We start from the raw sequence: 20,382 nt of genomic DNA, 5'->3' as shown, positions 1-20,382 counted from the left end.
CTGATCCATGACAGTTTTTTAGCTTTTCATTGTCAAATTTGTAGTGTTGCTGACAATGATTCTTAAAAGATATTAAAAAAGGGATTACCAAAAAATCAGAGGATTCTGCATATTGATCCCCTGATAGTAATCTCTTGTTTTAAAAAACGACTTGAATGGATACATTAGCCAAAAGATCGTTTTCCTTTAAACGTCCTACGGACTTCCTAAAATGGTTATTTATTCTTTTGAATTTTGGATAATTCATTATGTATCTTATCTATTTTCCTGCTTAATTCCAGTACTTTTTTGTTATCTAATCCAAATATCTTTCCCAGCTTATTCATTTCTTTTCTAAGCATTTCAAATTCTTCCAGTAATTTTTTCTGATCCATGTTTGCTATGTTCCTTTCTTGGTAATAACATGTTCTAACCACGTGTAAAAGGAAAATTCCAATAAGTGCTGTGATAAACTTGACAAGATCTAATGATTTTTTCCTTTTCTTTTTATTATAATACAAAAATAGTCCTTACAAGAACAGAAATAGTAATATTGTCACTAAAAATGCCTGCACAGACTTCTCATGATTGTCTAAAATTTGGTTAAAGTGAAGGTGTTTTATTATGTATAATAATGATGTATCAACTGCAAAGTCACTTGGTTTCAGGATACGTGAGTTGAGAAAGCTACGTAAAATGACACAAGAGCAATTAGCGGAAGCAATCGATTCAACAGGAAGTTATGTAGGTCGTTTGGAACGTGGAGAAACGAATGTGCAATTACATACGCTAGAGAAAATAGCTGAGGCGTTAGAGGTTAATGTATCCGCTTTATTTGATGAGGAGCTGCAACAGGTCTTCAAGAATGAAGTGATTAGGGAAACGGTATTACTTATGTCAGAGCAGAATGAAAGCCGTCAAAAGAAAGCTCTGAATATCTTAAAGGAACTATACAAACCTGATTCCTAATGTGGCAGCGGAACTTAAAACAGTTTAAATAAGGAAAGGATGGTCTTTTTTGATAAGTACTATCCTTTCCTTATTTTAGTGTAACAAAACTTGTTCTTTTTATTCGAACACTCTGGATTCTATTACCATCCACTAAGCCATTCTCAGAAATAAGCAATCAAAGAAAGAAGGAATTTCAGCTGAAAAAAGAGAAGAATAATCTATAAAAATAAGAAAAGGAAAGAGGCTATTATGGAGAGAGAAAGTGTTATAGTGAGTTATTTTCAGTCTTGGATCAACAAGGACAGTTCAAAATTAACCGAGATATTCTCTGCAGATATTACTTACAGTGAATGTTATGGTCCTGAATATCAGGGAGTTGAAATGATTAAGAGATGGTTCCATGATTGGAATCAAAAAGGTACTGTATTGCAGTGGGACATAAAACAATTTATCCATCAAGACAATGTAACTGCTGTTGAATGGTATTTTAAGTGTGAGTATATGGGAAATGTCAGTGATTTTGATGGGGTTTCATTAATAGAATTTGACCAAGACAACCGTATTGTCAACGTAAAAGAATTCCAATCAGAACTTCCGCATTATTGTCCTTACGAGTAATGTGGACAAGATAGGAATGATTACCATAAGCAGAGCTTAAAGATAAAATCTCTCTTTTTTATAAAGAAAATTTTTCCAGTTTTTGAGTGTGTTGAAAGAGGGAAAGGGGAATAAATGGATAAAATAAATAATCTCGAATTGAAACATTTTGCACACGAGTATATGGATGCACCTGAATGCTTTTGAGCTACCTGAAGAGCAAGCTCAATTTACATCGCTGCCAAACTGTTATCACGAAGTAACAGATGGTCAATACCGGATTGTTATTCTTAAAGTCCAAAAGCCAGTAGGCTTCTTTTTATTACATTCCACCAATAGAGTAAAGGAATATTCAGAGAACCCACATGCTATGCTGCTGACTGCGTTGTCCATCAACTTTGTTGACCAAGGAAAAGGCTATGGAAAAGGTGCGATGTCACTATTAAAAGAGTTTGTTAGTAAGGAATTCCCGAGCTGTAACGAAATTGTTCTTGCTGTTAACCACAAAAATATAGCTGCTCAGCAAATGTATCGTAAAGTTGGTTTTCAAGATACAGGAAAAAGGAAAACTGGCCCGATTGGTAAGCAGTTTATTATGATGAGTTTAAGGGTGTAATATTAAAAGGCTATTTAGCTATTGAGAGCTGAAAAAGACTGTCTGTGCTAAGCAAATGCACCTCAATTTGTAACGACTGTTGTTCGATAAAGGTGTAAAAAAGATTTACTAAAAGTTTTTTGATTCTATGCTGTTAAGCAGCAGCTAGAAGAAAAAATGTTCTGATTCATGACAATATTGCCGAAGTACAACGACCTATAATAATGCTCTTACCCGTTCTTTAACCTCAAACGGCAATGGCTGGTTTAAGGCTTGTTTAAAGATTTCAGGATGCTTGACACCTGTTTTTTTTAAGAAATCTTCAATAAGTAGTGCTTTATACTGCTTATTAGGAATAAGCCAATATAAAATATACCAATCTTCTAGTGAGCAGAGCGGGATACTTACTCCATTTATAGTCTTGCTATCGACGATTGAATGGGTATTGAAAGCAATTTTATAGATGCCCTCGTGATGTTGAATGGCAAATCCCCCCATTACATCAACATCCATATTTTCAATTAGATATTTGGAGAAAGAGGTTGTTCGAAAGGGGTCAGAACTCACGGCTTCCTTACACTGTCCGATGGTTGATAACATTTGATTCAATTTATATGTGCTGTTTTCCTCTACCAAAATATCAATATCATTTGGATTGTCCTCTAGATTATAAAAACTTAGTAAGAGTGAGCCACCAAGTCCCCATGTTATCTTCTGATCATTTATTTTGCCACCAATAGCTGTTAACGCATTTAACATGTCAATTCTCCTAACAATTTTTTCAATATTTTTATATATAATATAACATCCTAAGATGAGTCTCTTGTACAAAGAAGGCATATTTTTAAAAAAAGTACAGCGAATTTAAGCCTTCATTCTTGTAAGTAATAGGATAATTCCAGATCTATATTAGTTGTTGTTGACAAAATACGACGTGTGTTGACAAAATGTCAACATGGAGATATATTGGTCAAAGAAAGTAGATGAAGGGAATAAGAGACAATGGTTAAGGTTAATAGAGATGATGATGAACTGTGCGAGCTATTAAAAGAGATGCTGGAAGAGCGCTCATGGTCACTGCGAAAATTGAGTGAACGAACAGTGATTGATAAAGCAACGATTTCCAAAATATTGAATGGCAAAAGAAAGGCAAACCTTAACCATTTGCAAAGGTTTGCCGATTGTTTTGAAGTCCCATTACATAAGTTGCTTAAGGCTGCTGGGTATGAAGTTGAAAAGAAAGATAGCAAAGTGTTTTCCGAGTACCATGCCTTTTTGAAAACAATGAAGCCTTTCTTTGAAGAGAATCAATTACCGAAGAAAAATTTAACTGTAGAAGATATTCAACAAGAATTAGCAAAATATGAACAATTTGCGCAAACAAAAGAGGGAGAAAAGACGATTGTTAATGGATTCGCAGAAAAGCTAAAAAAGGTCGATAGTATCGGATCAGCTATTAATCATCTGAAAGATTTTTATGAAAAATTCCGATTGAAAAAAGGGTCGGTTAAAGAACTTTCGTTGATGGGGGGAGCTTTGCTCTACTTTATTTTAACTATAGACTGCATCCCGGATTATTTATTCCCAATTGGCTATGTGGATGATGCGATTGCAGTTCAGGTTGTAGTAACAATATTAAAAAAATAGCGAATAATAGATCAAGATTTTCATAGACAATAGCAAGAGCGAAAGGAGAGAGTATGGAACGAAAAGAGCCACAAATTGATTCACAACTATTATTTATTTTGTTCGGAATATTTATTTTTAGTTTGGTTGTTGTTTATAGCGCTTCAGGTCAGTACCAGGCAGATGATCCATTTTATTTCGTCAAGAGGCAAGTGGTTTGGTATATTATTGGTTTTATTGCTATGACAGTAGTGATGCACTTTGATTACGAGTTGTTAGAAAAATGGGCTCTCCCATTATATGCAGTCGGAATGGGGTTATTGTTGTTAGTTCATTTTTTTGGAACATTTAAAAATGGTTCGCAACGCTGGATCAGCTTCGGCCTCTTTGAACTTCAGCCGTCAGAGTTTATGAAGATCTTTTTAGTCCTTTTGCTAGCTTATTATTTAAGTAGAGTGGGGGAAAAAAGTTTAACGTTTATACAAAGCATTCCAATAACTTTTAAGTTACTCTCTTTCACGATGGTCCCCTTTTTTCTCATCTTAATTCAGCCTGATTTAGGTTCTGCACTAGTAATTGCTGCTGTCCTATTTACATTAATTGGTGTCTCCGCTATTTCCTATAAAATAACGCTCCTTTTATTATCTGGATTTGCCGCTTTAATTACCTGTTTAGTTTACCTGCATAATCATTTCTTTGATATTTTCATTAAGATCATTAAACCGCATCAACTTGAAAGAATATACGGCTGGTTAAGCCCGGATCATTTTTCGTCGAGCTATGGTTATCAGTTGACTCAATCTATGCTTGGGATTGGTTCAGGACAAATGACGGGTTCAGGGTTTAATCAGGGTAGCCAAGTCCAAAGTGGCAGGATACCGGAGGCTCATACCGATTTTATTTTTGCTGTTATAGGGGAGGAGTTTGGATTCGTCGGTGCCTCGATTTTAATTTGTTTATATTTGCTACTAATCTTTCGAATGGTTCATATTGCTTTGCGTGCTAATACATTATTTGCTGTCTATATCATTGCGGGTATTATTGGTTTAATTGCCTTTCAGGTATTCCAAAATATCTCCATGACAATAGGGTTGATGCCGATAACCGGACTGGCATTGCCGTTTATCAGTTATGGAGGAAGTGCCCTTCTCACGAATATGATCGGTCTTGGGCTGGTGTTAAGTGTGCATAAAAGATCAAAGCATTACATGTTTAGTAAAAAATAGATGCGGTTCTGTAGGTGATGGCATGATTTTTAGAGCGCTTAAAAAGTTCGATTATATTTTGATTATCACCACAATCATAATGTGCCTCTTTGGTTTAGTCATGGTTTATAGTGCTGGTTATCCGTTAGCGCTGGAGAATTATGGCGATGAGAGATATTTTTTTCGAGACAGCTTAAATCTTTCGCTGTTGGCATTACCTTGTTTGTGGTGCTGGCTTTTATTCCGCATCAGGTTTATAAAAATCTTAGCCCGCTCTTTGTGGTTGCTTCGCTCATGATCCTAGTCATGGTGTTAATTCCCAGTGTTGGAGTCGAAAGAAATTACTCTCAAAGATGGGTGAGAATCGGTTCTTTTATGTTTCAACCGTCAGAAGTGGTGAAGCTTGGTATGATTCTGTATTTTGTCGCTATGTATGCAAAGAAATAGAGGTATATTACTGATTTTCGTAAGGGTGTACTGCCGCCATTGCTGATTTTAGCTTTCGTTTGTATGTTGATTCTACTACAGCCAATTTTAGGCACCGCTGTTATCAAATTGGTGCTGTGAAGCTTTAAGAAAAATTCTGACTGGCTAAACTAGTACAGCTTAGCACCTAAATAGAAATATATTGCAACTATTTAGGTGCTAATGGTATTCCGCATTAGCTGACCTTAAGCGGTTCGCTTTTCGGATGTGGTAGTCCCTTTTTCCTTTAAGGATAGTAAGATGATCATTCCAATAATACATGCAGAACCACCCCATTGGAAAGTTCCAAAAGGTTCTTTAAGCCAAAACACCGTGGTGATAACAGCAGCTAACGGCTCAACACTGCCTAAAAGGCTCGTCTCTTTAGGCGACAGACTTTTGAGGCTTTCGATATAAAACCAAAAGGCAAGCATGGTACCAAATAGGATTACAAAGAGCAAGTATAAATAGGCTTCTACAGGCAAGTTCAATAGATGGATCCGCCAAGGGGGGTGGATAAAACTCAAGGCAAAACTGCCGATAATCATCGCCCATCCAACAATGACAAGTGAATCATATTGTTTGAGGAGCGATGCTGCATATAAGGTATAGAATGCAAGAGCGACTCCAGATAGTATCCCCCAGACAATCGCCGGCAGCGGCACAGATAATTGTGAAAAGGTGCCGTTTGTTAATAAGAAAAAGGATCCGATTAATGCGAGGGAAACAGTCAGTAAATCTCTCCGTGCTAGCACGGTTTGTTTGCGGACAATTAAGTAGATGATGATCATAGCCGGTGCTAAATATTGTAAGAGAGTTGCTACTGCCGCATTTCCGTGTTTTATGGAAGCCATATATGTATATTGGACTGCAAGCATGCCAAGTAAACCGAAGATCACTAATTGAATCGCTATTTTTCGGTTTTTCCATACAGCAAAAATTTGCGACCGTCCTTTATTAAAAAATTGAATAAATAAAAGCAATAATCCTGCTATCAGCAATCGAGTCGTTACGAGCCAATTTACTTCAATGTGATATTGTTGAAAAAGCTTTTGCGAAGCTGTACCACCGATTCCCCAAAATATTGCGCCTGTTATGACAAGTACTATTCCCTGCCATCTATTCATTTTTTTCTCCACCTTCAATATAAAAATAGTGCTACAATATAATCAATAATAAGCTGTAAACCCTTAAAAAAATACAAAAATCGAATGTAAAAATATAAATATATTGAGGTTATGCGATGCAAATTAAGAATTTTAAGATCGATGGCACTTTAAAAGAATTAACGGAGCATCGAATGCGTGAATTACCACTGGCATGCTATGAAACTACGATTCACGATAATATCCATGGATATATACCGCTACATTGGCATAATGAGTTTCAATTTGTGTACCTTGTCAAAGGGGAAGCCATGTTTCAAATTAATGAGATAAATATCAAGGTTGAAAAAGGGGAAGGGCTCTTTATTAATAGTGGTTGTGTCCATATGGCAAGAGAGGAGAATAATTCTGGCTGCACCTATATTTGTTTAAATGTCGCTCCTAATTTCGTTTTATCGCAAGAACTTTATACAACTCTTGTCGCACCATATGTCGAGGCTACAAATATCCCATTTTTACACTTACTTCCAACTGAGACTTGGGCCAATAATATATTGACTTCCTTGTTGAAGATCAATCAAATAATAAAAAGCTGCCCGCCATTCTTTGAGATCGACATATGTGTGCAGCTTGCATTCATTTGGAAAAATCTCATTATGAATGGAATCACATTAGAACACGAACAGAAAGAAATGCGAAAGAATCAACGAATAAAGCAGATGCTAAATTGGATTCATCTTCACTATGATGAAAAGATTCTTTTAGATGATATCGCCGAAGCAGGGAAGATAAGCCGTTCCGAATGTTGCCGTTATTTCAAGCGAATGTTAAATACAACGCCGTTAACATATGTGAGTGAATATCGGATTCAAAAAAGTTTAATTCTACTGCAACAACCGGATTCTAATGTTACTGACGTGGCATATCAGGTGGGATTTAACAGCACAAGTTATTTCATTGAAAAATTTCGTAAATGGATGAATATGACCCCATTAGCATATAAAAAATTGAAAAATCATTGAACATTGAAACCATTGAGTTCTGGATGATTTTGTATATCTATTTAGCCGACAGCAAAGAAAATCGCTTTTTTTTTCTTTCTGATAAGAACTTGTTACAATGATATTAGATATTTTTTACAAATACATGCTCAACATGAAAGGACGGGTAATATGTCGATAGCGGTGATTTACGGTGGTGCACGGCAGAACGGAAATACAGAGCAACTAACTGAATATGCGATTGAAGGATTGCAGAGTGAGAAAATTTATTTGCGCGATTATCATATTCTTCCAATCGACGATCAACGTCATTCTGAAAGGGGCTTTCAAGATCTAGGAGATGACTATAATAGTGTTATTAAACGAGTCATGGCACATGATGTTCTGATTTTTGCCACCCCGATTTACTGGTACACGATGTCTGGTCTTATGAAGAATTTTGTCGATCGCTGGACTGAAACGTTGAGAGATTCTGAGTTCCCTCAGTTCCGTCAAGAAATGGGAAGCAAGAAAGCTTTCCTGATTGCGGTGGGTGGTGATGAACCACATATAAAAGGTTTACCCCTAGTTCTTTCGTTTCAGCATATAATGGGTTATTTTGGTGGGAAATTGGATGGTTATATTTTAGGAAAGGGAAGTAAACCAGGAGAGATCTTACATGATAATGCTGCCTTGACAGCAGCTGAGCAATTACGCAAGAAATTAGTCAGAACGGGAACTAGCTGAGATCGAGCTGTCTGAAAAGTTCCAATCTAAAAAAACAAATGAAGAAAATAACTCATTTTTCTTCATTTGTTTTTTATTAGACAGAACTATACAAAATGATTCTATACAGGAACGTAATGGTTTATGGCGCTATGGTTATTAAATTATTATTCAATAAAAATGTAAGATTTTACATAATGGCGAAGCGATTGCTTATTGCATTAACAGAGCAGTAATGTTGAATAGGGTTTAGTTTTCGGTTTGGGAAGGTGTCAAAATGAATATGGCAGAGGAAATCATAATTACTCCATTAAAGAATGAATTAATTGATGACATCAATAAAACAAATGATGATTTTAAAGTGTTTGGTAAGGTTGTACCCAGTTTTCAATCAGGAAAATGGTCTTTTGAAGAGAATCTATTCGATGAAACAAAAGAAATTCGTTTCCCAGATGATAAACTTGATTGGAGCCAATATATAAACCGGGAAGATAAGGCTCTTTTTTTAGCCTATAAGAATAATCATTGCATTGGGCAAATTAGAATCATTAAGGATTGGAATCGCTTCTGTTATATTGAAAATATCGCGACCAAAAAAGAATTTAGAGGATATGGAATCGGGAAGTTGCTCTTAACTAAAGCGGAAGAGTGGGCAAAACAAAGAAAGCTTATCGGAATGTCACTAGAGGCTCAAGATGATAATCTTGGAGCATGCAGATTTTATGTGAAACAAGGATTCATCCTAGGTGGAGTTGACACAATGAAACAGTCCTATAATCCAAATATAGTGACCACTTTGTATTGGTATAAGTTATTCAAGTAACAGGGTGCAATCGTTTAATGGAGCAACCAGTTATTAAAACAAGTTGCTTAATAGAGTATTTCTTTATTCCACAATCGGGCAAGCTCGTGGAATAACTTACTTTCGATTATAAAGAGTTTTGATGTTTTAATTTTCAATAATGTGTATGAAAAAAGTACTAGCGTTAATCAGAAATGGGTCTATCTTAATTAAGGGCGTTTTATTAAGGAATCTCAGATATAAAACGTGCAGATCAGTTGAATGATAAATTTAATTGGTCTGTAAATTAGTAGTAGATACTAATAGCAAGTGTTATAATCATTAGCACGGGAGAGTGAATAGCTTATTCCTACTGTGCATTATAACGCCCAAAATATATCTCTAAAGGAAGGTTCACATTCTGGGATAACAGTTAAACCTGATTTGATAATAATCCTGAATAGAATTTACACCTCACTAAAACATATTTCCAGTTTTCACTAACGGGTGTTTTCGTATTATAGAGTTAACCAGATTTTACTGGTTGCTCTTTTTTTTATAGGACCTATTATTTCAGTAGCCAGGGTAGAACGTACGGGTGCGTGGGAGTTAGATCTCGTCAACTAAACTGTTCACCCCCTACTTGTAGAATGATGTTTGAGGCTGGTTGGGACAAATGATCTCGTATAACAAGCGAAGCTATGTAACTACAGGAAGGTATAGGGGTTACTGGTGAATAAAACTAGAGGAGAGATATTAATGAATCCAGTCATTGGCTTAGATGTAGCCAAAGGAGAAAGTGAGGTACAGGCTTTTTTGGATAAAGACAAGCCATTCGGGAAAAGTTTTAGTGTAAAGCATACCAAGGAGGATTTAGATTCGCTTATTTCTTTTTTGAGAGAGATAGAGAGAAATACTGGGGTTAGACCAGCAGTTATTCTTGAATCTACAGGACATTACCATACACCAATTATTCAATGTCTTGAAGGAAGTCAGTATCTATACATCTTGGTTAATCCAATTATTTCTTATCAAGCTAAGAAAACAAGCCTTAGAAAGGTAAAGACTGATGCGATTGATGCATATCAACTTTGTGTTCTTTATTACAAGGAAGAATTTGAGCCGTATAAGAAAAGAGGACTGAGACTTCTAAATCTGAGAACATTGTCAAGGCAATATGAAACCGTTACGAACCTTTACATCCAAGCAAAACTTCAGTTCCATACCCTTCTTGATCAGATATTTCCTGAATACAGGGGAGTTTTCGGGGATTTATTTTCGAAAGTTTCTCTCAAAATATTAAAAGAGTTTCCGACATCTGAAGATATACTGATGGCAGGGGAAGAAAAGATAATGTCACGAATTGAGGAAATGCGTATTAAACGGTCCCAAAGTTGGATGACGGAGAAGGCAGCTAAATTAATGGCTTCAGCTAAGCGGAATCCTTTCCAACAAGGTGTTTATGAGAGCCAGTTGTTCAGTTTGGATATGTACATCAATATGCTTCTTCAATACCAGGAACACCTATCCAGCTTGGAGAGACAGATAGATGTCCTGGCAGAAGAAATTGAAGAATGTAAGATAATCCAGTCAATTCCGGGTATAGGAGAAAAAATCGCGGCAACGATTATTTCCGAAATCGGAGAAATTGACCGGTTTAATCACCCTAAGAAACTTGTAGCTTACGCAGGAATAGATCCAAGTGTCCATTCATCAGGTAAGTTCACCGCTACGATAAATCATATTACCAAACGAGGTTCAAGCCGATTACGGCACGCTTTGTATATGGCCGTATTATGCGGTATAAGAAGCTCCAGGAACAAGAAGCTAAAAGAGTATTATGATCGGAAACGAAAAGAAGGAAAGCCTTCAAAAGTAGCGATGATAGCTTGCGTAAACAAGCTTTTACACTGGATTTATGCAATCCTAAAAAGAAATGAGCAATTCCTAGATTTGGCTTAATCAACAAGAAAAAGCAACTAATGAAAAACCTACCAAACGGAATTTGGAGGGTTATTTGGCGTGCCTTCAAAAAGTATAACACGGTAGAAAAAATATTTTAATAAGAAGTTCTTGACTCCTATTAGCTGGTTTAGTTTAATAAGCTCCGATAATCAGAAGCCCTTCAATAGACACCCATTGGGTTGTTGAAGGGCTTTTTTTAGATACTAAAATATACTGCTATTACAATACATAGTTTAAATGCCCAATACAGCGTAATAAGAGCTTTCTATAATTGAGACCTTCTATTAGAAAGCCTCTTTTTGTAGAAAGAAAACTTTACGCAAGGGCGTAGGGGCCGGAACTGCATGATTATATAAAAGAAAACTGGCAATAAAAAATCACTAGAATAAATAAATTTTGCCTTTGTCAATTAATAGAAGCATATCTGCAACTTTATCTAAATCAGAGGTAATAAGTGTAGTAAAAATACATTTCTGCCTTTCTCCTTAACAAAATCTAAAAGTACTTCCATTAATTCATCCCGAAAAAGTGGATCAAGTCCACTTGTTGGTTCGACCATGATCAGAAAGTCAACATGATGGGACAGGGCGATTGCAATTGAAAATTTCATCCGTATTCCTTTGGATAAAATGGAAATCTGCTCTGAGTCTGACTTAATAAACGGTGTATTGTTTTCTTGAAAAAATATCTAGCTTATTTTTTAAGCGTGGTGTTTTGAGTTTTCTTTTTGGTGCTGACTTTATCTCAGCAAATTCATCTTTTTTGAAGGGACTATAAATTTCCAAAATTAGGTTGACAGAGTTTTTGGTTTATTATATTGTAATATTGTAAAGGTAATATTTAACATAATTAGGAGGGTGATAGAAATGGCTTTACGTAAAAATGGTTCTAAATCGCTCCTGTTAATTGCTGTTCTGTTTTTGACTTTTTTCTTCGTGTTTAGTTTGAAAACATCTGCCGAAACTACACAAGAAACAAATACCGAAAATCCTTTTGTATATCTTGAAACTCCTGAAAATTATATTAATTACTTGAAGAATTATGATAAGGAAGATGCAGCATCATTTCAAATTCCGGAACAAGAAATTAATGCTACAGTCAACGATGCAAAAAAAACATTAGAGGATTTCCTAGAATTAAGTTATGATGATCAAGTAAAATTTTTAGATTACATGAGAAACCCGCAAAAATTATTAACAGAAACTTTTGAAGGAAATGATCCTAATTTAACTTATGAAATGATTGAAAGTACACCATCAATCTCTATATTTGCAAATAGTCGCACGGTATCTCATAAAGGTGTTTTGACTGCTATGGGAATTAATTGGACAGAGTATAAAATAGATGGGACATACGAATATAATTCAAGTGGAGCAACAAAGCATCTAAGCACAAATGCTTATGTTAATAGACATTTTAATCCTGCTGTTACCACAACAAAGGAAGGTCAATCTGGTTATGTAAGTGGTGGTAAGTATTATGGTTCAGGAACTTTCAATTATAAAATTGGTATAATAGGTACTGATTGGGGGATTCAAATAGGTACCATAATTATTAAAGTTGAAGGTGGGGCAAAAGGTAAATCGTCGGGGTCGTTCTATAGGCAATAATAAAAAGTGTTTTACCCAGTCGTTACTTTTAATTGAATTGCAGGAGGGAATGATTACGATGACTCGAAGATTAAAAATGATCTTGATTTCGATTTTGGTTTTATTTGTTATTTTTGCTATTATTGGAATAATTGCCTTTAAAAATGCCCCAATCTCAGGCTAGCTAATTCTTCAAGAAGTTAATAGCTAATATAAGGTAATTACGAATATAGAAGATGGTAAGGTTACGAAATTAGAGAATATATTTATGGACTGAAAAGTTTTTATTGTTCAGTCTTTTTTAATGGTTAAAATGGTAGCAAGTTCAGTTGTCACTCTTTTCCAGCGATTCTAATGTAATAAAACTTATGCTCAATTTTCGCTGTTATGTTGATTATGTCATTTATTTTTTGTAGATTTAATGCTATTTTTTTCGATATTACAGGGAACGGAGGGGGAGAATATATTGCGAAATTCATAGGGCTACATCATCAGTCTTATTAAAAGAGATTAAATAATATGAACATCATGGTGCGATACATCTTAAACAACATAGTTTAAACTAGACGTCCTGAATCTTCAAGAACTTATTATGAGGACAAGGAAAGCATAATTTTGGCGTTCCATGTCCGCATGAGCTGTTTATGAGTACAAGGGAAGCTTAATTTTAGCGATCTATGTCTGTATGAGGAAAAGTTATAACAGAACAAGCCAGAGTGGTCCAATTGTTTTCGGAATTTCTTCATCCTTGTGGTAATCTCGAAATTTTTAAATACTAATAATAGAAGTTGGAAAATGGTTATGAGTTATTATTTAATAGGATTCATTTTGAGTTTAAGTTAATCTATATCGAATAATAGGTAACATTTCCCGAAAAATGTTTAAAGTTCGTATTATTGGGTATTTCAACTTATCTGGATAACGAAATTAAGCATAGGTTAGCAGTGTTAATTCTACGGATTACAGCTTTCTGGTCATTTCCCATCAAACACTTCCTTAGTTTTATCCTTATTATTCATTAAGAAAAAAACTATGTAAGTAAGAAGCCATACTCATTCTTACTTACATAGTTTAAATAACACTCCCGAATTTAATATACTAACTTATTCCTGAATTGACTTTTAAACATTACTTTGTGTACATTCTTTAAAAATAAATCCTCTGTTACGCCTTTCTTTTTATTTACTTATCTTTTCGTATTTCTCTATGAATTTTACGAAGTGCCTTTTTTGAACCTCGTTCAATATCATGATTTAGTTTTCTGGTTTTATAATCAATGAATAAAGTGTCTAAATCATAGCCCTCTGGATATAATTCTGTAGCTTTTAATTCTAAAGACAGTCGTTTTTCATTTATCTCAATAAATTGATTTTGATAAAACACAGTAACGTTATAGTACTTGTCCCTTTCTTTGTACACAATTCCGAAGTCGTCATAGTCAAGTAGTTTGACACGATCCCCTTTTTGGTAATTGATAATATTCTCTGCTTTTTCAACAACTATATTTGGCTTTTTGATTTTGCTTTCATTTAGTTGTTCCAATCGATATTCTTTCTTTTTCATATAATCTTCGGCTCTTTTTAGAACATTTTCCGGAATGTTCATTCTCCGTGAGATCCATAATGCATTACTATCTCCGGATTTTCCGATGAGAAGCTTATATAATGGTTCCAATGTTTCATTATCAAATTGCATGGCAGCGTTCATAAAATCACTATGCATTTCGGAAAAACGTTTTATTTCTCCATAATGCGTTGTGGCAACAGTAATACATCCTTTTAGATAAAACTCTTCTAATAGGGAGATTGCTAAAGCTGCCCCTTCGTTTGGTTCTGTTCCACTGCCAATCTCATCAAATAGTAAAAGTGTATTGTTGTTAACCGATTGAAGTATCTCTGATATGTTTTTCATGTGTGAAGAGAATGTACTTAGTGCATTTTCTAAACTCTGATTGTCACCGATATCTACAAAAATATGGTCAAATACTGCAATTTCCGATTCTTTAGAAGCTGTAATATGGAACCCGGACATAGTAGCTAAAGTAACAAGACCAATTGTCTTCAGTACAATTGTTTTTCCTCCCGCATTAGGTCCAGTAATGATCAAGCTTCGATAACTGCCTCCAATCTGAAATTGAAGCGGAACAACATGACCTGATAATAATGGATGCTTGCAATTGATTAAGTTCATCTTTCCAAAATTATTGATTTTTGGCTCAATTCCATCAACATGCTTGCTGTATTTGGCTTTGGCAAAAGTCATATCGTAAAGGGAGATAAGCTCGATATTAATTTTAATAAGCTGGAGATTTTCTGTCACTAGCCCCGTTAAAGTGGCTAGTATTTGATATTCCAACATAGCTTCTTCAGATTTTAAAGTTGCTAATTCACCACTTAATTTTCCGACCACATTAAGTTCCATAAAGACTGTCGAACCTTTAGAAGATATTTCAATAACGGTTCCCTGTACTTGATTTTTGTATGAGGCTTTTATAGGTATTGTATAACGGTCATCTTTTATACAAATCATGAATTCCTGAATATATTTTCTATTTACGCTGCTGTTTAAGAATTTATTTAAACGTTCTTTTATTTTTTGTTCAGTTGTTGTGATATGGTCGCGAATACGTTTGAGTTCTTTGCTGGCGGACGAGTCAACCTGATTGTTTTTAATCGATAAATTAATTTCCTCTTCTATCTCCATGAATTCTGTCATGGAATTAGCATAGGACGCTAATGTAGGTGCAGAAAATTCTTTATTGATCATGAAATGTTTAATCTTTCGGCATCCCCGTAAAAAGTCGGAAATACTTATAAGCTCTGCTGGATCTAAAATGATGCCTTTTTCCAATTTAGCGATAATGTGTTCAATGTTAGAAACACCTATAAATGGTACGTTTCCTCCTGCATCAAGTATAACCCGTGCTTCAGATGTTTCGGTTAAGCGCTGCTTGACAATTTTTAAGTTAGAGCTAGGCAGTAATTTATCAATTAGTTGTTTGCCTAATCCACTAATGCAATAATTTTTTACGATCTCTTTTAATTCGTTGAATTGTAATTTTTCAAAAGTACTTATATTCATGTTTTTACTCTCCTCAATGTGATTAGTTTATCAGCAATGAAGATACCTAGCGTCAGGATTTCAATGAGTTGTTAAAAAATAAAAAAAGCTGAGGCAGATACCTCAGCTTTTACGTTTACAAGGAAATAGTAAAATACATAAATAAAACTATCAATGGGATAGTTCAAATTCTGAAATTACGCGCTTGTTTTTAAAGTAGGGTAGGTATCTTCATAGGCGGAAATAAGTCCAAAACAAAATAAGGGGTAAATCCCCCGTTATTAAAACATCCTTATTTCCTTTAATTTTTTATCCTATTTAGAAACTACCGCACTCACAAAACGCACCTCTTCTAATATGAATGATATGCTCATTGAAATCGAGTTTATAGAATTGATTATAATCTGTGGAGCTGGAAATGTAAAGGCTGGCATATATCTGGTTCACCTGAAACTATAGACAAATGCATTTTTGGTTACGGAAGGTGCCCTAGATCATTGAAATGAATGGGTGCCAAGTGGATATATTCCTTATGAATCTTTGAGAAAGTCTTCGCAAAAAGTCGTGTTAGATCTGTTAAAGAAATGGTTTCCTGAAAACCAAAGTGTTCTTAATCTGATTAATGAACGGTATCAACGATATTCGAAAAGATTCTATGTGAATGAACAAAAGAAAATGAAAGACGCTAAGGGTGCAGCAAAGTACATCGGTAGATACTTGGCAAGACCAGCGATAGCTGAGTATCGGATTATTCTCATTGTCATCGAGAGATGGGCTTAGTTGAGATCTGGAATACAGATTATGGATTCTAGTATCTGAGGATAGGGAATCGATCAAAACGATGAGGAGGATCAACTGTGGGCAAAAACAAAGAGCAGGATGAATGTTTGAAATGGTTTGATGAAGAAGATCCATTCGAGTTGAATGAAGAAATGAAATTCATCATTTTAATTGTAGAGACTGTGGCAAAGAAGATGAAGCTCCAGATTATGTAGTGGAGGAGTTTCATTTTTATTTAGAAGAAAATGAAGAAGTAGTTTGTCCTTTTTGTAATGGAGCGATGATACAGGCGAGGAAAGACCCAAGGGAGTAATCAACACTTGGGTATTAATTGAGTTGCGTTAGCGATTTTGTTCTTTTCGGTTTTCTTTTACAAAGTGGAATAGCACCGAGGTAAGTAAGTCTGCATAAAGGGCTCATGAGGACAAACGAAGTCCAAAAAAAGCCAAGTGTGTCCGCATAGGGAGTTCATGAGGACAAAGAGCGTCAAAAAAGAGCATCCCGTGTCCGCATGAAGGGTCCATGAGGACAAAGAGCGCCAAAAAGGAGTCAAGCGTGTCCGCATAAAGGGCTCATGAGGACAAAGACCACCAAAAAAGAGCACCCCGTGTCCGCATGAAGGGCGCATGAGGACAAAGCTCATCAAAAAGGAGCATCCTGTGTCCGCATGAAGGGCCCATGAGGACAAAGAACGCCAAAAAAGAGCAAACCTTGTTCTCATAAACAACACATGAGGACAAAACCAGGTCAGTCTTAAGCGTTATCTGTCCCCACGAATCAGAAACTTTCAGACAAAACCAAGTAATGCAAGTGAATGAGCCTCACTTGCTTTTTTTAAGGGATTTTTCCGACAGTTTATTATTTTGCAATTCTTTAAAGTGCAATATTAACAAAGGAATTTGTCTTATAGAGGCAACGGGGGATCGTTCTGGTCAAACTTCCCTTGGACTAAGGGGCAACACTTTTACATCATTTCCGGATTACTTTATAATAGGCTTTTTTATTATCTTCTTTTTCAATTGTTATATTGTTATAAAAATATCATGAAGATTTAATATCTTTGAAATCGCTACTAAGGGTACAATGTGAATAGAGTGTTTTATCTAAAGGCTTTGTTATATGTCGGTGTTGATATTTGGCTTATTTTCTCACATCGCTTCATGGAATCAGAAGACTTTTCAGTATAACTGAAAGGCGTGTGAAACTAAGGTTTCACACGAAATGTGCCAAAAATCGTTTAATCAACCATAGAGTTTAACAAAGCTTTTTTAAAAGAAAGCTACACGGAAGGATAAAGAAACCAAGCTTAATTACGAGTAGTGTTAAATAAATCGTATTGGTTTCGAATATAGTGAGTCTTTTGTCATGTAAAATATGCTAATATAGGTCATAGGTAATAATTATAGGAAAATGGATTTTTTACTTCTGGATAAAATAAGGTTTGTGTCTGAAGATTTTGCACAAAATTTTTGTGCTGATTTAAATTACAAACATGGGGAATGGAAGTATGAATAAAAAACTAAAACATTTAAAAAATTTAAATCGATTTAGTAAAATAACCTTTATGATTTTAACCATTGTTTTAAGTGTAAATCTGCTTTCAAATTCTACTGCTTATGCAAATGAACTACTGGATGAGCCTACAATTGCAAGTGAAGCTGCCATTTTAATAGAAGAGGGCAGCGGTAGAGTTTTATATGCAAAAAATCCGGATGTACTTATGTATCCTGCTAGTTTAACAAAGGTAGCGACTGCCATATATGCAATCGAAAACGGGGACTTAGGGGCGATTGCTACGACGAGTGAAAAGGCCAGACAAGTTGATGGTACTAGAGTGTATTTAGAGGTGGGAGAAAGAGTCTCATTAAAAAAGCTTATTCAAGGTTTGCTGATTAATTCCGGAAATGATGCGGGTGTAGCGATTGCGGAACATTTGCATGGGTCTGTGCAAGAATTTGCCCATGAATTAAATGCTTATTTAAAAGAGATAGGCTTAAGGAATACGAATTTTATCAATCCTCATGGTTTATTTGATCCGGAACATACGACTACAGCAAGAGACTTGGCTTTACTTACCCAATACGCCATGAAAAATGAAGTGTTTCGCGAAATTTTTGGAACGAGAGAATTAGATTGGGATGGTGAAAGTTGGGATACGACGATCTACACGCATCACCGCTTGTTGTTAGGGCGGCCATATGATGGAGTTACTGGCGGAAAAAATGGTTATGTTAATCAATCAGGCCAAACGTTAATTACGACGGCAAAAAGAGGGGAGATGTCAGTAATTGCTGTCGTTTTAAAGGGAGCCACGCAAACCGAAATCTACAATGATACAGTAGAATTACTTGATTATGCCTTTGCCAACTATCATTTTGCTTCTATTCCTAAAGGGAAAGAATTTACTTTAGGTGAGCGAATCTTTGTCACAAAAGAAGAATATAAATTTCCGCTTGTACAAAACGAAGAATTTAACGAAGAAATGACAACGGATGGTCTTTTAAGAATTAAGAATCAATATGGAGATGAAATTACATCATATCCGATTCATGAAATAGAAATACCTGAAATACAAACAACAACAGTAGATGAACCAAATTTAGTTGAAAAAAAGGACGATTCCAAGAAATTAAATGCTTTTATGATCATTTCGTTTATGATGATTTTTGCTGGAATTGCAGTCTTGAAAAATCGAAATCGTAAACGCCACCATATGAAAAAGCTTTGAGTTTAAAAATAGAGAAAGGATTGGTATTAAGGGGAACCAATCCTTTCGTTTTTTAAGGTGATGAGGATGGGAGTCATTTCATCCACATTGTAAACATCATTCAAAGTGGTCTGCACTTGCCAAACGACTAACTTTTGTTTCATTTTTCTTATAAAGATATTGTGGATCAGGTATCATCTAGGACTAGTGAATTTCGAATAATTTTGAGTGTACCCATACAAAGTCAGCGGCTTTTTCTAAATGATTTCTTAAAGGTTAAATAAATGAGGTAAATAAATAAGATAACAACCCCAACCAAAATTTGCCATTCAACCCCGAGGGTTAAAAAATAAACAACGGAGTATGCTTCTATCATAATAGCGGGAATTTTGCCAGCTGTACTGGCGATAGAGAAAGGCAATACCTTCAATTTACTTATGGCTGCAGTAAGTGTGACAATGCCAGAAGGTACGAAGGGAAGCACTCTTAGGAAGATAACAATAAAGAAAGCATGAGCTCCATCTGACTCCTTTAATTTGCTTAAATAGCGATTTTCTAGTTTGTTGAAGCGAGGAAATGCAGATAATTTTTGCAGTCCTTTTCTGTATAGAGTGAAGCTAATAATGGCACCAGCTGCTTCACCAATGATTAATATGATAATGGCGAAATTTAAGTTTAAAGCACTAACTGTTCCAATCGTTACGAAAGTGCTAGGCAGTATCCCTGCTATCGCAATAATGATATTAAGAAGGATGCTTATGAGACTTATTATAATTGGATAAGGTGCAAACAGATCAAACATCATGTTTTCTCCCAAGCTAAGTGTCTAGTTAATGGTCATTAACAGTGCTGAGCAGTCATGCTCAAGCGAAAATGAATTTTTTCGTTTACTGTATGCAGAACTGTAGTTAGTAATGCTAGTTTTCGTGGCTTCCGTTGAACTTTTAGGATAAATGCAACCAAACTTTGAGTAAGGAAGCCCAAGCTACGCATTTTGCCTGGGCTCCTTAAAGGTTTTTCTTCTAAGTCACTTTTCTCAATGACCATAAAAAATACAATGTGGGAATAATCAAGATCGTAGAAGAAGCCATCCCAACTTGTACAGATGTATAAAGGGCAATCATTCCCACTAAGCAGTCAAAATAGTTGCTTGAACTGAAAATAAAGCGGCAACCAGAACGCTGGCAATGATCCCGCTAAACCTTCCAATTGAACTGTATTGTGCCCCTTTTAGGAAAACCTGCTCCAATTCTTTGCTTTCCAATTCGTC

At 35.4% G+C, this 20,382-nt stretch carries 18 protein-coding genes and 3 pseudogenes; 14 read left to right on the top strand and 7 right to left on the bottom strand.

What is annotated here, in order from left to right; genetic code table 11:
• Positions 1 to 215 precede the first annotated feature (215 nt).
• The gene (locus FCJ93_RS13475) at positions 216 to 500 is read right to left on the bottom strand and encodes an aspartyl-phosphate phosphatase Spo0E family protein (RefSeq protein ID WP_095310824.1); all 285 of its coding nucleotides are present in this window, start codon (positions 498 to 500) and stop codon (positions 216 to 218) included.
• A gap of 103 nt (positions 501 to 603) precedes the next feature.
• On the opposite strand from FCJ93_RS13475, the gene FCJ93_RS13470 reads away from it, so the two are divergent.
• The 3 genes and pseudogenes from FCJ93_RS13470 (at position 604) to FCJ93_RS13460 (ending at position 2,143) form a co-directional block, all read left to right on the top strand.
• On the top strand, positions 604 to 948 hold the full coding sequence (locus FCJ93_RS13470) for a helix-turn-helix domain-containing protein (RefSeq protein WP_095310822.1): 345 nt from the start codon (positions 604 to 606) through the stop codon (positions 946 to 948).
• A gap of 252 nt (positions 949 to 1,200) precedes the next feature.
• Positions 1,201 to 1,548, top strand: a complete 348-nt coding sequence (locus tag FCJ93_RS13465; protein ID WP_211344121.1) for a nuclear transport factor 2 family protein — start codon at positions 1,201 to 1,203, stop codon at positions 1,546 to 1,548.
• Between the two features lie 114 nt (positions 1,549 to 1,662).
• A pseudogene (locus tag FCJ93_RS13460) lies at positions 1,663 to 2,143 on the top strand (GNAT family N-acetyltransferase).
• Positions 2,144 to 2,338: 195 nt separating this feature from the next.
• On the opposite strand, the gene FCJ93_RS13455 reads toward FCJ93_RS13460, so the two are convergent.
• Entirely contained in the window at positions 2,339 to 2,881 is a 543-nt protein-coding gene (locus tag FCJ93_RS13455) for a nucleotidyltransferase family protein (RefSeq protein ID WP_095310819.1), read from the bottom strand.
• Positions 2,882 to 3,124: 243 nt separating this feature from the next.
• Between FCJ93_RS13455 and FCJ93_RS13450 the strand changes: the two genes are divergently transcribed.
• The 3 genes from FCJ93_RS13450 to FCJ93_RS13440 all read left to right on the top strand — a co-directional run bounded on the left by FCJ93_RS13450 (position 3,125) and on the right by FCJ93_RS13440 (position 5,400).
• Positions 3,125 to 3,769: a DUF1232 domain-containing protein gene (locus FCJ93_RS13450; RefSeq protein ID WP_137743922.1), complete on the top strand. Its 645-nt coding sequence runs from the start codon at positions 3,125 to 3,127 to the stop codon at positions 3,767 to 3,769.
• 53 nt (positions 3,770 to 3,822) lie between these two features.
• Positions 3,823 to 4,974 carry a rod shape-determining protein RodA gene (gene rodA, locus FCJ93_RS13445; protein WP_137743921.1) on the top strand — a complete coding sequence of 384 codons (1,152 nt, stop codon included), beginning with the start codon at positions 3,823 to 3,825 and terminating at the stop codon, positions 4,972 to 4,974.
• A gap of 153 nt (positions 4,975 to 5,127) precedes the next feature.
• Complete coding sequence (locus tag FCJ93_RS13440) at positions 5,128 to 5,400, top strand: FtsW/RodA/SpoVE family cell cycle protein (protein ID WP_095310813.1); 273 nt, start codon at positions 5,128 to 5,130, stop codon at positions 5,398 to 5,400.
• Positions 5,401 to 5,624: 224 nt separating this feature from the next.
• Here the strand turns inward: FCJ93_RS13440 and FCJ93_RS13435 are convergent, their stop codons facing one another.
• Positions 5,625 to 6,545, bottom strand: a complete 921-nt coding sequence (locus tag FCJ93_RS13435; protein ID WP_095310812.1) for a DMT family transporter — start codon at positions 6,543 to 6,545, stop codon at positions 5,625 to 5,627.
• 122 nt (positions 6,546 to 6,667) lie between these two features.
• Here FCJ93_RS13435 and FCJ93_RS13430 point away from each other — a divergent pair, with 122 nt between their 5' ends.
• The 4 genes from FCJ93_RS13430 to FCJ93_RS13415 all read left to right on the top strand — a co-directional run bounded on the left by FCJ93_RS13430 (position 6,668) and on the right by FCJ93_RS13415 (position 10,973).
• Complete coding sequence (locus FCJ93_RS13430) at positions 6,668 to 7,546, top strand: helix-turn-helix domain-containing protein (RefSeq protein WP_235879482.1); 879 nt, start codon at positions 6,668 to 6,670, stop codon at positions 7,544 to 7,546.
• 150 nt (positions 7,547 to 7,696) lie between these two features.
• Complete coding sequence (locus FCJ93_RS13425) at positions 7,697 to 8,251, top strand: flavodoxin family protein (protein ID WP_137743920.1); 555 nt, start codon at positions 7,697 to 7,699, stop codon at positions 8,249 to 8,251.
• A gap of 256 nt (positions 8,252 to 8,507) precedes the next feature.
• On the top strand, positions 8,508 to 9,053 hold the full coding sequence (locus FCJ93_RS13420; RefSeq protein WP_095310806.1) for a GNAT family N-acetyltransferase: 546 nt from the start codon (positions 8,508 to 8,510) through the stop codon (positions 9,051 to 9,053).
• 717 nt (positions 9,054 to 9,770) lie between these two features.
• Complete coding sequence (locus FCJ93_RS13415) at positions 9,771 to 10,973, top strand: IS110 family RNA-guided transposase (RefSeq protein WP_137743946.1); 1,203 nt, start codon at positions 9,771 to 9,773, stop codon at positions 10,971 to 10,973.
• Positions 10,974 to 11,368: 395 nt separating this feature from the next.
• Here FCJ93_RS13415 and FCJ93_RS25010 read toward each other — a convergent pair.
• Positions 11,369 to 11,619: pseudogene (locus tag FCJ93_RS25010) on the bottom strand (sodium ABC transporter ATP-binding protein); the annotation flags it as partial.
• Positions 11,620 to 11,842: 223 nt separating this feature from the next.
• On the opposite strand from FCJ93_RS25010, the gene FCJ93_RS13410 reads away from it, so the two are divergent.
• Entirely contained in the window at positions 11,843 to 12,586 is a 744-nt protein-coding gene (locus FCJ93_RS13410; RefSeq protein ID WP_137743919.1) for a hypothetical protein, read from the top strand.
• Positions 12,587 to 13,747: 1,161 nt separating this feature from the next.
• Here the strand turns inward: FCJ93_RS13410 and FCJ93_RS13405 are convergent.
• Positions 13,748 to 15,646 (bottom strand): endonuclease MutS2, encoded by a 1,899-nt coding sequence (locus tag FCJ93_RS13405; RefSeq protein ID WP_137743918.1) that lies wholly within the window; start codon positions 15,644 to 15,646, stop codon positions 13,748 to 13,750.
• Between the two features lie 450 nt (positions 15,647 to 16,096).
• On the opposite strand from FCJ93_RS13405, the pseudogene FCJ93_RS13400 reads away from it, so the two are divergent.
• The 3 genes and pseudogenes from FCJ93_RS13400 to FCJ93_RS13395 form a co-directional block, all read left to right on the top strand.
• Positions 16,097 to 16,378: pseudogene (locus FCJ93_RS13400) on the top strand (transposase); the annotation flags it as partial.
• A 104-nt stretch (positions 16,379 to 16,482) separates the two neighbouring features.
• A complete protein-coding gene (locus FCJ93_RS25005) occupies positions 16,483 to 16,620 on the top strand; it encodes a hypothetical protein (protein WP_170211304.1) in 138 nt (45 codons plus the stop codon).
• A 1,292-nt stretch (positions 16,621 to 17,912) separates the two neighbouring features.
• The gene (locus FCJ93_RS13395) at positions 17,913 to 19,133 is read left to right on the top strand and encodes a D-alanyl-D-alanine carboxypeptidase family protein (RefSeq protein WP_170211309.1); all 1,221 of its coding nucleotides are present in this window, start codon (positions 17,913 to 17,915) and stop codon (positions 19,131 to 19,133) included.
• A 223-nt stretch (positions 19,134 to 19,356) separates the two neighbouring features.
• Here FCJ93_RS13395 and FCJ93_RS13390 read toward each other — a convergent pair whose 3' ends face one another.
• Both FCJ93_RS13390 and FCJ93_RS25675 read right to left on the bottom strand, forming a co-directional pair.
• Positions 19,357 to 19,914 carry a TVP38/TMEM64 family protein gene (locus tag FCJ93_RS13390; RefSeq protein ID WP_137743916.1) on the bottom strand — a complete coding sequence of 186 codons (558 nt, stop codon included), beginning with the start codon at positions 19,912 to 19,914 and terminating at the stop codon, positions 19,357 to 19,359.
• 327 nt (positions 19,915 to 20,241) lie between these two features.
• Complete coding sequence (locus tag FCJ93_RS25675) at positions 20,242 to 20,376, bottom strand: hypothetical protein (protein WP_268951590.1); 135 nt, start codon at positions 20,374 to 20,376, stop codon at positions 20,242 to 20,244.
• Positions 20,377 to 20,382: the final 6 nt, after the last annotated feature.

Origin of the sequence: Robertmurraya siralis (genome assembly GCF_005502275.1) — a bacterium.
Lineage (GTDB): Bacteria > Bacillota > Bacilli > Bacillales > Cytobacillaceae > Robertmurraya > Robertmurraya siralis.
This window is presented reverse-complemented; position numbering and strand designations above follow the sequence as displayed.